The following is an 11,604-nucleotide window of genomic DNA, read 5'->3' as shown; positions in this document are numbered from 1 at the left end:
CCTTCGGTATTATTGTGTGGTGTCCGGGGTTTCCCGGTAAGAAATCAGCGGATCGACAATCTGGCGCGTGCTGCCATCGGTCAGTCCAAGATCGGTTAAATGCGGCCCGGCGTTGCAGGCAAGGCACGTCCCTTCAATGGCTTTAAATACTCTGTATGGCGGCTCCCAGTCGGCAATCTGGCTGCTGCGTTCACGCAGTTCACGAAACTGGCGCGCCAGTTCCGCAGGGGCGAGTTCTGACAACATCCCCGCAATGGGCATCGCCACATGGGCAATCACGTCCCCGTTCTGGACCAGCGCCATCCCGCCACCGCTTTGGATCAGCGTGTTAGCGGCCAGTGCCATGTCATCAGGATTGCGTCCCAGTACCACCAGGTTGTGTGAGTCATGGGAGTAGCTGGTGGCAATGGCCCCCCGCAGCTCTCCCCAGCCTTCCAGCAGGGCGATTTGCGGTTTTGCCGCATGGCGCGCGTGGCGGTGCTGAACCCAAATCAGGCTAAAACCAGCCGGTATCTCAACGCGTCCGTCACGTACCCGGGCGTCGGTTTCTCCCCAGCGGGTAAAACGTGCGCCGCTGATATGACGCAGGCGCGCCACACCGTGGTTTGCGTTGTCGATGCGCATGTAAAAATCACTGGCGGTCAGCGACGACAGTCGCACGGTATCCCGGGGCAGCGTCAGGGGCGTATCAACAATCGGCTCGATCATCGCTCCGTCACGGGCAATGCATTTTCCGGCGACGTACACCCGGCGAGCCGTCAGTTTATCCAGTGAATCGAACACCACCAGATCCGCACGACGACCCGCGGCAATCAGCCCGAGATCGTTACGCTGCAGGCGCAGGGAAGCATTCAGGGTGGCAAACCGCAGCGCGTCCGTCGCCGGAAGGCCATGTTCAATCAGCAGGTTGAGCAGGGCGATGATGCCGCCTTTTTCCATCAGGATGTCCGGTGGGACATCGTCAGTGCAGACCGTGATTTGTGACGACAGATGCGGCAGCGTTTTCAGCGCGCTGACGATATCAGGCAGCAGATAAGGATGCGAGCCGCGGATCTCCAGCGTCAGCCCGGCGCGTAATTTCTCCAGCGCATCGTCGGCAGAGGTGAGTTCATGATCGGAGGTGACGCCCGCCGCCAGGTACGCCTGTAAATCCGCGCCGCTCAGACCACGCGCGTGACCTTCAATCAGCGTCCCACTTTCCAGCCCGGCCTGCAGGATCTCCAGCATACGCTGACTGCCATTCAGCACCCCGTGCATGTCCATCACTTCCGCCACGCCGCGCACTTCGGGCCAGCCAAGCAGGGTATTCATCTCTTCGCCCGCAAAGTCTGCGCCGGACATCTCCAGCCCCGGTGTGGAAGGAACGCTCGATGGCGCCGCGACCATTACCTGCAGTGGCAGGTTGCGGCTCGCCTCAATGGCAAAGCGGACGCCTTCAATCCCCAGCACGTTTGCCAGCTCGTGCGGATCCCAGAACACCGCAGTGGTGCCCTGCGCCAGTACGATCTCTGCGTAGCGGGCAGGCAGCAGGTGCGAGCTTTCAAGGTGAACATGCGTGTCCATTAGCCCCGGAGAGAGAAACTGGTTATTCAGGTCATGCGTCTCAAGCGCATCGTTGCGGCTGCCGCGTGGATGGACGCTGGCGATAAGCGAGCCGACGATGCCCACATCCGCGTCGCGGATCTCACCGGTTGCCATATCAACAACTCGGGTATGCGTAAGCAACAGGTCAAACGGCGTTTCGCCTCGTGCAGCCTTCACGGCGCGGCGTCGGGTTTCGGCAGTCATGCAATTAACAGTTCCAGCATTGAAATATTGACGTTACTCTATGCACCCGGCAAACGTTTGCCCAGCTGATAAAATTTATCGCCCGATAACCCCGGGTTATTCTGTGACGCGTGTAATGGATAATGATGACGGAACCCTGGCAGCGCTTGCCTGCGCTCTCTCTTCGGCAGCTACAGTATTTTGTCACTCTGGCGCAGCTGCGTCATTTTACGGATACCGCCAGTAAACTGGCCATCAGCCAGCCGGCACTCAGCAGCGCCCTGCGGCAAATCGAAACCGTGCTCGGCGGTAAACTGGTTAACCGTACCGCGTCGGCGGTCACGCTGACCGAGCTGGGGCACGCCATTCTGCCACACGCCCAGCGGGTGCTCAGTGTGGCGCAGCTGGCGTTTGATGATATGCAGCAGATTGTGCAGGCCGGCGGCGACGGTACGGTGCGGATCGGTCTGGTGCCTTCAGTCAGTTCACTGCTGTTTCCGCTGCTGCCGCAGACGCTGGCGCAGGCTTTTCCGCGCCTGCGGGTGGAGTTTCACGACCAGACCAACGATGCGCTGGTGGCGCAACTGCTGAAAGGGCAGATTGATTTTGGCATCGGGGCGCTGGACAACTCGGTACCCGAACAGCTGGACGTGTTCCCGTTGCAGGAGGATCCGTTTGTGGCCGTGCTGCATTGCGACGATCCGCTCGCCGCGTCGGCACATGTTCCCTGGAAACAGCTGGTGGGCCGGGATATTGCCGTTTTCTCAAAAGGCAATATTCAGCGGCTGGTCAATGCGCTTGCCGAAAGCCACCGTCTGTCCCTGCAGACCCGTTATCAGGTGGACTATATCGAGACATTATACGGGCTGGTGCGCTCGAAGCTTGCCGTGGGGATATTGCCTCAGCTTTATACCACCCACCTGCAGGACCCGCAGCTTAAGGTGGTTCACCTTCAGCAACCGGCCCTGGCGCGCACGGTGGCGCTGATGCGTGCCCCGCAGGCGCTGCCTGCGCTCATTGAGTCCTGCTTTACCCTGATGGTTGATACCTTACGCACCAGGTAGGGCGACACTTCTTTACAGCGAAACGGCGCGCAGCTCGCTAAGATGACCTTCGTTAAATCACGAGGTCACAATGGAAAACCGCAAATTCAGCCAACTGCGCCGCTGGGCGCGGGAAGGGATCATACTCGTACTGCTGGCGCTGGCCGTGATGTGGGGTGTGGATCAGTACCGCAAGCCGACATTACCCGCCACGTTTAGCGCTACTTCGATGCAGGGCATTGATGGCTCAGTACATGACATTGCCGCACTCAGTCAGGATCGGCCGCTGCTGATTTACGTCTGGGCGACCTGGTGCAGCATCTGTCGCTATACCACGCCTGCGGTCAATAGGCTGGCAGAAGAGGGCGGGAACGTGGTGAGTATTGCCATGCGCTCTGGTGATGACGCTAAGCTTGCGCGCTGGGTCGAAAAGAAGCAGCTGAAAATGCCGGTGATTAATGACGAAAACGGTGCGCTGTCACAGCAATGGCAGGTTAGCGTAACGCCGACGCTGGTGCTGGTCTCTAAAGGCAATGTCGTCAGTACAACAACGGGCTGGACAAGCTACTGGGGATTAAAAGTCAGGATGTGGTGGGCAGGGTTATAAAAATAACCCCTCTTCCGGTGGAAGAGGGGTTTTGTATTACTTCGCCAGAACTTCCTGCGCAGTACGCTCAACCAGAGACAGCAGGGTTTTGATATCCTCCAGCGTCACGGTTGGGTTCAGCAGCGTCAGCTTCAGACAGGTCACGCCGTTATGCTCGGTCACGCCGACGTTTGCACGGCCGGACTCCAGCAGCGCATCACCAATTTTCTGGTTCAGCAGGGCGATACCTGCATCATCTGCCTGCACCTCGCCACGGAAGCGGAACAGCACGCTTGCCAGCTGTGGCTGCATAACCAGTTCCAGAGCGGGCTGCTCTTTCACATAAGCTGCAACCTGCTGTGCCAGCGTCACGCCGTGATCGATAATCGCCGCGTATTGCTCCTGACCCAGCGCTTCCAGGCTCATCCACAGCTTCAGCGCGTCGAAACGGCGTGTGGTCTGCAGCGATTTGGAAACCAGGTTCGGCACGCCGGCTTCTTCGTCGAACTCAGAGTTCAGGTAAGCCGCCTGATAGCGCATCAGCTCATAGTGGCGCGCTTCCTTCAGCAGGAATGCACCGCAGCTGATGGTCTGGAAGAACTGTTTGTGGAAGTCCAGAGTAACGGAATCCACCAGTTCAATGCCGTCCAGGTAGTGGCGATACTGCTCAGACATCAGCAGTGCGCCGCCCCAGGCCGCATCAACGTGTACCCAGATGTTCTGTTTCGCCGCCAGTTCAGCAATGGCACGCAGCGGGTCAATAGCACCGGCATCGGTGGTCCCGGCTGTCGCGACAATCGCCAGAATCTGTTCGCCGTTGGCGTTGCACTGCTCGATTTTCGCCGCCAGATCGGTCAGATCCATGCGAGAGAATTCGTCAGTTTTCACCTGCACGACGGACTGATAACCCAGCCCCATCAGCGCCATGTTTTTCTGCACGGAGAAGTGCGCGTTTTCGGAGCACAGTACGCGGATCTTACGCAGATCGCCCGTCAGACCATCCTGCTGGACAGAGTGGCCCTGACGTGCGAAGAACGCATCACGTGCCAGCATCAGACCCATCAGGTTGCTTTGGGTGCCGCCGCTGGTGAAGACACCCGCGTCGCCAGCCTGATAACCCACGCGGGTACGCAGCCATTCGATCAGTTTGATCTCAATAATGGTTGCGGACGGGCTTTGATCCCAGGAGTCCATGCTCTGGTTAGTGGCGTTAATCAGCACTTCCGCCGCCTGGCTAACGACCAGGCTTGGGCAGTGCAGGTGCGCCACACACTGCGGGTGATGAACGGACAAACTGTCTTTCAGGAAAAACTCCACGGCGCGTTCAATCGCCGCTTCGTTGCCCAGCCCTTTCGGGTTGAAATCCAGCTTAATGCGGTCGCGCAGTTCCGCGACCGTTTTGCCCTGATACATCTCAGGCTGTTTCAGCCACTGCATCACAGCCTGAGTGCTTTGTTCAATCGCCTGCTGGTAAGCTTCAATGCTCTGCGCAGAGGAGAACAAAATTGGGTTTGAATCAGACATCGTAATCAACAACTCCGGTTACGCTGGGCGAACGCCCGCAGCAAGCAGTGCCTGCTCGAATTTATCCAGGAAGACTTTCAGCTCATCATCGCTGATCAGCAGAGAAGGCAGCAGACGCAGAACGATACCGTTACGACCACCGCGCTCCAGAATCAGACCGGCTTCGAAGCACTTCTTCTGAATCAGTGCAGACAGCTCGCCATCACCCGGGAAGCAACCCATGTGGTCAGCGGCTTCGTGTGGTTTAACGATCTCAATACCGATCATCATGCCCAGACCGCGAACGTGGCCGATAACCGGATAGCGTTTCGCCATCTCGTTCAGCTGGCCTTTCAGCCATTCGCCCTGTGCAGCCACTTTGCCAGCGATGTTCTGGTCTTTCAGGATCTTCAGCGTCGTCAGACCGGTTGCCATCGCCAGCTGGTTGCCGCGGAAGGTGCCGGTGTGGTGACCTGGTGCCCACGCATCGAACTGCTTTTTGATACCCAGCACAGCCAGTGGCAGACCGCCGCCAACGGCTTTGGACATCACGATGATGTCTGGCTCAATGCCAGCGTGTTCGAACGCGAAGAATTTACCGGTACGGGCAAAGCCTGCCTGAACTTCGTCCAGGATCAGCAGAATGCCGTGTTCCTGAGTCACTTTACGGATGCGCTGCAGCCACTCAACCGGAGCCGGGTTCACGCCGCCTTCACCCTGAACGGCTTCCAGGATTACCGCAGCAGGTTTACGCACGCCGCTTTCAACGTCGTTGATCAGGTTTTCGAAGTAGTAGGTCAGCGCTTTCACGCCCGCTTCACCGCCGATACCCAGTGGGCAACGGTACTGGTGTGGGTAAGGCATGAACTGCACTTCTGGCATCATACCGTCTACCGCTTCTTTCGGAGACAGGTTACCGGTCACGGACAGTGCACCGTGAGTCATACCGTGGTAACCACCCGAGAAGCTGATGATACCGCTACGGCCGGTGACTTTTTTCGCCAGCTTCAGCGCCGCTTCCACGGCGTCAGCACCGGATGGACCGGTGAACTGCAGGCAGTACTCTTTGCCCTGACCAGGCAGCAGAGAGAGCAGGTATTCGGAAAACGCGTCTTTCAGAGGCGTAGTCAGATCCAGAGTATGTAACGGCAAGCCGCTGGTAATGACATTTTGGATGCTTTTCAGCACATCAGGGTGGTTATGGCCAAGCGCGAGAGTGCCTGCGCCTGCTAAACAGTCAAGGTATTCTTTATTATCTGCATCGGTGATCCACACGCCTTCTGCTTTAGTGATGGCTAAAGGCAGTTTGCGCGGATAACTCCTGACGTTAGATTCAAACTCGGCCTGACGGGCCAGATAGGTTTCGTTGCTTTTGTGGGCATCTACGGTGTCAATACGGACTTTATCCGTCATCATATCACTCCTACAACCGCCGCTTCGTTATGAGCCACGATTGAATAAAAAGTTAAAAACAGATGGGGGCCTGAAAAAAACGCCGCCAATATAGAGCCTTTTGCCACGGGGCTCAATGGTTAATTTGTTTACTGTTTTGTGACATGGGGCACAGGGGACGGAATATCCCCGTTTTGAGAAAGAAAATTATGTGTTATGGCAAATAAAAACAGCCGGTTACGTGCTAACTGCCCGGAGGGTAAAATCATAAAAAAGAGTGTGACAAATCGTGCCATTTTTCCCTGAAAGGGAGGTTGACCGCCTCCTTAGCCTGCTTATTACTGCGACAGGGCTAAAAAGCGGTGGTCATGATAGATGCGTAATGGAATTCCGCATTAAAAATGGACTTTCAACGCGCGTGGTTTCCCGATGGGTTTCACCGTGAATAATATGCAGAGCACTGAGGCGACCAATTTCATAATGCGGCAGTTGAACCGTTGAAAGAGGCGGAAGAAAGAGTTCTCCAATGCCCACCATATTGTCATAGCCGATAACCGCGATATCTTCAGGGATGCGAATTCCTTGCGCCAGCAGGGTCTGGTAAACCATCAATGCGATACGATCGTTGCCGCAGATAACCGAGTCGAACTGGGGAAGGCCATTCTGAATGTGCGCCTGCAGAACTGACGGAATGTCGCGATAGTGCTCGTCCCCAAACGCCATATAACTATGATCCAGACGGTCCGGGTCGAGCCCCGCTTCACGGCATGCACGTTCCAGCCCGTGACGGCGTCGGGTTGTGGCCAGATGATCTGCGGGTAAATGCAGGCACAGGGGCTGTCGATAGCCTGCGGCGAGTAACGCCTGTACGGCGGCGTACTGCCCCTGTTCATCATCAGGAATATAGCTGGCGACCTTTTCATCGATACTTTCGCAGTTGGCCAGCACGCAGGGAAGGGTAAGGAGTTTCCCTGGTCGCAAGTCCGGAAGGGATGATAACGCAGGGGAAAACCCGAATGGTCATGACAGATCGTGCCCGTAGTGCGGTACAGCAGCGGAACCAGTCCGGTAACACGAGAATGGCCAGTTATCTTACGGCCGTCCTATATGCTATACGACATCACCCAATGGATGGCGTGGGCTGGCAGACAGGCGAAGAACCGCCCTCAACATGGTTGCTTAAGGTGAGCGGCGGGACAACACAGGATATATCACCGGGTATTGTCGCCACACTGACTGACGAGCAGAGCGCTCAGCAATTGCGCAAGCAGGTAGGTTCAGGCAGGAGTGATCGGGCCTTCGCCACCGGTCCCTCTAGGCAGGAAATCCTCAGCGAGGGGAAGGACTGCCGGCGCCATAATCAGCTCCGGGTCATCGTCAGGCATCAGTGTCATCCAGGGCTCCGGCCGGTGTGCTGCGTGAAAATCGGAGGAATGAGAGCTTCAGAGCGTCTGCTTTTCAAAAGTACATTTTAGCGAGTAAAAATTTTACAGAAATTGCTAATACATCTCACACAAAAAGATAGACCATTCGTTTACTCTATGATTAGTATAAAGAATATTGAATGCATCATAAATTACTGAGTAAATTAATATGGAAGATACCAGCCAGCAGGTTTACCTGAAAGCTATGCAAAAAATGAAGGAAGACGATTTCTCAAAATATCTTATAAAACCACTGTTTGAATCTATGGGGTTTTATCGTGTTGACTTCTACGGAGGACCTTATGAGTCAGGAAAAGACTTGATAGCGTTTGTTGAAGTTCCGGTTAATAAAACTATGAGTTACGCGATCCAATCAAAAAAAATTGGTGAAGAATCTAACACATCGGAGAAAGCAATTCTCGGTGAGCTTGTTTTTCAACTAAGACAATGCTTCACAAATCCTATTAAATTACATAATGGCGATGAAATAATTCCAGATCAAGTATATTTAGCAAGCCCATTCCAAATAAGTCTTCGTCTGATTGACGAAATACATGGAATGCTCAAAATAGATGGGGGGAAAGTTGAGATATTGGATGGCCCGTTAGTAATTAAATTATTAAAAAAACATAAGCCAACATTGTTAGAGAAATTGCTTTCTGTTGATGATATATTTAGTACACAAGATACTAGTCAGCTATGTAATGTAGAACTGATGTCTGCTTTAAATCAACAGAATTCAATACACGAACTTGATTGTTATAGCGATTTGGCTTTTTTCATGGGGACAATTGATAGCAATGTTTTGCTTAATAGTAGATTTACTATTAAGCCAGATAAATTTCAGGTTACCCCAGGGAAATGGGAATGGTTTGAGCGAACAGTATACAACCCATTAAAATCTTTAACTGCTATCGAACCTCTAATTCAAGATGCTAATTCGGTTCTAAAAAAATACAACAACGAGTTAAATATTTATACATCAAAAGAAAACAGAAATATTAAAAATAGTATAGATCAAGCTAATCAATTGCTGGCTGGAAACATTTCTTTTATTAGGGAGGCAATATCAGAACTAGAGGCAAGTATCAATAATATAACAACCTATAAGTTGGAAAACGCAAATCTAGGCATCATGATTAACAGCGTCACCTTCTTGAAAAAATGCTTGGAAACAAGCTTTCATAAAGATTCTATCGATAACTTTGAAAGCTTTATAAACCTAACTAAACTCCAGGATCTTGCAAAAGGGAATGCGAAAAGTTTATTGCCGAAGATAGTCGAGTGTTATAAGAAAGCTAAAGCCTCAAACTTACAAAGTATTGAACTACGTAAGTTGAAAGGTGAGTATAAAGAAGAACCAAAGATAGAGTATGCATTCAACAGTGAACTAATAAACTCATGGTTGAGTGAGAGATGTAACAAATATAAACTTGACATACAAGCTATAAATTCTGGGGATAATAATGTTGATATATTTAGGTTTCTTAATGATACGCAGATTACATTAAATACTCTAGATATACTAATAAACAAACTTGAGGATAGTGAAAAGGTATTCTCTAAAGAAATTCTTATGGATAGCATGGGAGTGATAGATGGCCTATCGACATCACCCTTTAGACTTTTTGATTGTCAGCATGATATAGCAGTGTATGGTAGCGCGGGAGCTGGAAAAACAACAACGCTTCAAATGTATGCAAGAAAATTAGAGCAGGAAGGAAATAGAGGTGTTATATACTTACCTTTAAATCGTTTTTTAAATAAAGTAGATATGAATATTGAATCAAAATCTAAGAACTATGACATTTTAATGAGTATGATTTTGATCTCTAAAGCACTTGAACCAATTCGGGAGAATATTGAAAAACTTGAGTTTCACTTACAAAGCAAAAAAAGAAATAAAGTTATTTTTGATGGATTGGATGAGGCATATGTAAAATTCCCAGGAATAATAGATGCAATAAACTCATTTAAAAATAAGTTTAATAATATTCAGTTGCTAATTTCAAGCAGGGATTGTGTTAGTTATCTATCTGAAATTAATTTTTTAGGTATTACACTTATGCCTTTCAGTGAAACTCAGTTGTACTGTTTCATCCAAGCATGGTTTAAAGATAAAAATCCAGCTTTAAGCGACATTATAATTAAAAATATAAAAGCCAAAAAAATATCTGACATAGTGAGAACTCCATTATTAGCAACACTGCTGTGTGATCTAGCTGAAAAAGGAATAGATATCCCATCTAGTGAAAGTGAGATTTTCACTAAACGATTAGAGTTGTTATGTGGTTCTTATGATACCTACAAAGATATTAAACGAACAAAGTTATCCCAAAGTATTTTAATCAAAGCATCTCATAAAATTGCTTTCGCTATGCATTCAAAAACCTTAAGAGCAGCAACTAAGCAAGAGCTTGCTTCTTTTTTAATTAATGACCCTAGTTTTAATTATGAGGAATCAACGTGTTTATTAGCAGTTAATGAGCTAATAGATCCTTGCAATATACTCTTTTTCGATCCTATATCTGAAACATTTTCTTTTGGTCATCTTAGGTATCAGGAACACTTAGCTTCATTAGAGCTAATGCAGAATCGGTCAATAGAGATTATTCATTACTTAAAAAATGACTGGTGGCGAGGTGCCCTGTGCCTTTATGCTCAATGCTGTGAATTCTCTATTTTGTTGGAGGAGTTTACACTGAAATACACTAATATAAAGCCTGCCTTTGACCTGCCCCCACGATTAGATACAACACTCAGTTAGTAACGTCGGAATCTTCATTCTCAGAATGACCCTTTCTCCAGCCCGCTGCAAATTCAGACGGTGTCTGATAATTCAGCGTGGAGTGCGGGCGGCATTCGTTATAATCCTGCCGCCAGTCATTAATAATTTTCCTGGCATGAACGATATCGCTGAACCAGTGCTCATTCAAACATTCATCGCGAAATCGTCCGTTAAAGCTCTCAATAAATCCGTTCTGCGTTGGCTTGCCCGGCTGGATTAAGCGCAACTCAACACCATGCTCAAAGGCCCATTGATCCAGTGCACGGCAAGTGAACTCCGGCCCCTGGTCAGTTCTTATCGTCGCCGGATAGCCTCGAAACAGTGCAATGCTGTCCAGAATACGCGTGACCTGAACGCCTGAAATCCCAAAGGCAACAGTGACCGTCAGGCATTCCTTTGTGAAATCATCGACGCAGGTAAGACACTTGATCCTGCGACCGGTGGAAAGTGCGTCCATGACGAAATCCATCGACCAGGTCAGATTGGGCGCCGCCGGACGGAGCAGCGGCAGACGTTCTGTTGCCAGCCCTTTACGACGTCTTCTGCGTTTTACGCCCAGGCCACTGAGGTGATAAAGCCGGTACACGCGCTTATGATTAACATGAAGCCCTTCACGGCGCAGCAACTGCCAAATACGACGGTAGCCAAAACGCCTGCGCTCCAGTGCCAGCTCAGTGATGCGCCCTGATAAATGCGCATCAGCAGCCGGACGGTGAGCCTCATAGCGGCAGGTCGACAGGGATAAACCTGTAAGCCTGCAGGCACGACGTTGCGACAGACCGGTCGCATCACACATCAACATCACGGCTTCCCGCTTCTGGTCTGTCGTCAGTACTTTCGCCCAAGAGCCACCTGAAGCGCCTCTTTATCCAGCATGGCTTCGGCAAGCAGCTTCTTGAGTCTGGCGTTCTCTTCCTCAAGCGACTTCAGGCGCTTAACTTCAGGCACCTCCATACCGCCATACTTCTTACGCCAGGTGTAAAACGTGGCATCGGAAATGGCATGCTTGCGGCAGAGTTCACGGGCGGGTACCCCAGCTTCGGCTTCGCGGAGAATACTGATGATCTGTTCGTCGGAAAAACGCTTCTTCATGGGGATGTC

Annotated in this window: 8 protein-coding genes and 1 pseudogene; 4 read left to right on the top strand and 5 right to left on the bottom strand. The window is 51.0% G+C overall.

Going from position 1 to position 11,604, the window contains the following annotated elements; all coding sequences use genetic code 11:
* Positions 1-9: 9 nt before the first annotated feature.
* Positions 10-1,788: an adenine deaminase gene (locus tag ECL_RS16950; protein WP_013097920.1), complete on the bottom strand. Its 1,779-nt coding sequence runs from the start codon at positions 1,786-1,788 to the stop codon at positions 10-12.
* A 122-nt stretch (positions 1,789-1,910) separates the two neighbouring features.
* Between ECL_RS16950 and ECL_RS16945 the strand changes: the two genes are divergently transcribed.
* Together ECL_RS16945 and ECL_RS16940 are read left to right on the top strand one after the other, a co-directional pair.
* A complete protein-coding gene (locus tag ECL_RS16945) occupies positions 1,911-2,831 on the top strand; it encodes a LysR family transcriptional regulator (RefSeq protein ID WP_162185063.1) in 921 nt (306 codons plus the stop codon).
* A gap of 70 nt (positions 2,832-2,901) precedes the next feature.
* Positions 2,902-3,417, top strand: coding sequence for a protein disulfide oxidoreductase (locus ECL_RS16940; RefSeq protein ID WP_013097918.1), 516 nt, complete (start codon positions 2,902-2,904; stop codon positions 3,415-3,417).
* Between the two features lie 36 nt (positions 3,418-3,453).
* Here the strand turns inward: ECL_RS16940 and ECL_RS16935 are convergent, their stop codons facing one another.
* From ECL_RS16935 to ECL_RS16925, 3 genes and pseudogenes are all read right to left on the bottom strand, one after another.
* Positions 3,454-4,920 carry a pyridoxal phosphate-dependent decarboxylase family protein gene (locus tag ECL_RS16935; protein WP_013097917.1) on the bottom strand — a complete coding sequence of 489 codons (1,467 nt, stop codon included), beginning with the start codon at positions 4,918-4,920 and terminating at the stop codon, positions 3,454-3,456.
* Between the two features lie 18 nt (positions 4,921-4,938).
* On the bottom strand, positions 4,939-6,315 hold the full coding sequence (locus ECL_RS16930) for a diaminobutyrate--2-oxoglutarate transaminase (protein ID WP_013097916.1): 1,377 nt from the start codon (positions 6,313-6,315) through the stop codon (positions 4,939-4,941).
* A 342-nt stretch (positions 6,316-6,657) separates the two neighbouring features.
* Positions 6,658-7,266 (bottom strand): annotated as a pseudogene (locus tag ECL_RS16925) (substrate-binding domain-containing protein); the annotation flags it as partial.
* 17 nt (positions 7,267-7,283) lie between these two features.
* Between ECL_RS16925 and ECL_RS27910 the strand changes: the two are divergent.
* Both ECL_RS27910 and ECL_RS16920 read left to right on the top strand, forming a co-directional pair.
* Positions 7,284-7,766, top strand: a complete 483-nt coding sequence (locus ECL_RS27910; protein ID WP_044158077.1) for a conjugative transfer relaxase/helicase TraI domain-containing protein — start codon at positions 7,284-7,286, stop codon at positions 7,764-7,766.
* A gap of 118 nt (positions 7,767-7,884) precedes the next feature.
* On the top strand, positions 7,885-10,482 hold the full coding sequence (locus ECL_RS16920) for an NACHT domain-containing protein (RefSeq protein WP_013097914.1): 2,598 nt from the start codon (positions 7,885-7,887) through the stop codon (positions 10,480-10,482).
* On the opposite strand, the gene ECL_RS16915 is transcribed toward ECL_RS16920, so the two are convergent.
* Positions 10,475-11,595, bottom strand: a protein-coding gene (locus tag ECL_RS16915) for an IS3-like element ISSen4 family transposase (protein WP_087451024.1) whose coding sequence is annotated in 2 segments (ribosomal slippage) — positions 10,475-11,337 and positions 11,337-11,595 — 1,122 coding nt in all. Because the reading frame shifts where the segments join, the coding sequence is not laid out codon by codon here. The two genes, ECL_RS16920 and ECL_RS16915, sit on opposite strands and share 8 nt — an antisense overlap.
* Between the last annotated feature and the right edge of the window lie 9 nt (positions 11,596-11,604).

This window comes from Enterobacter cloacae subsp. cloacae ATCC 13047 (assembly GCF_000025565.1).
In the GTDB taxonomy this organism is placed as follows: domain Bacteria; phylum Pseudomonadota; class Gammaproteobacteria; order Enterobacterales; family Enterobacteriaceae; genus Enterobacter; species Enterobacter cloacae.
Note: the sequence above shows the minus strand (reverse complement) of the source record. Positions and strands in the feature narration are given on the sequence as shown.

What these genes read in the sequence shown, in the direction of transcription:
- ECL_RS16940 (WP_013097918.1), top strand. Translation starts at nt 2,902, where the DNA reads ATGGAAAACCGCAAATTCAGCCAACTGCGCCGCTGGGCGCGGGAAGGG.
- ECL_RS16945 (WP_162185063.1), top strand. Translation starts at nt 1,911, where the DNA reads ATGATGACGGAACCCTGGCAGCGCTTGCCTGCGCTCTCTCTTCGGCAG.
- ECL_RS16930 (WP_013097916.1), bottom strand. Translation starts at nt 6,315, where the DNA reads ATGATGACGGATAAAGTCCGTATTGACACCGTAGATGCCCACAAAAGC.
- ECL_RS27910 (WP_044158077.1), top strand. Translation starts at nt 7,284, where the DNA reads ATGATAACGCAGGGGAAAACCCGAATGGTCATGACAGATCGTGCCCGT.
- ECL_RS16920 (WP_013097914.1), top strand. Translation starts at nt 7,885, where the DNA reads ATGGAAGATACCAGCCAGCAGGTTTACCTGAAAGCTATGCAAAAAATG.
- ECL_RS16935 (WP_013097917.1), bottom strand. Translation starts at nt 4,920, where the DNA reads ATGTCTGATTCAAACCCAATTTTGTTCTCCTCTGCGCAGAGCATTGAA.
- ECL_RS16950 (WP_013097920.1), bottom strand. Translation starts at nt 1,788, where the DNA reads ATGACTGCCGAAACCCGACGCCGCGCCGTGAAGGCTGCACGAGGCGAA.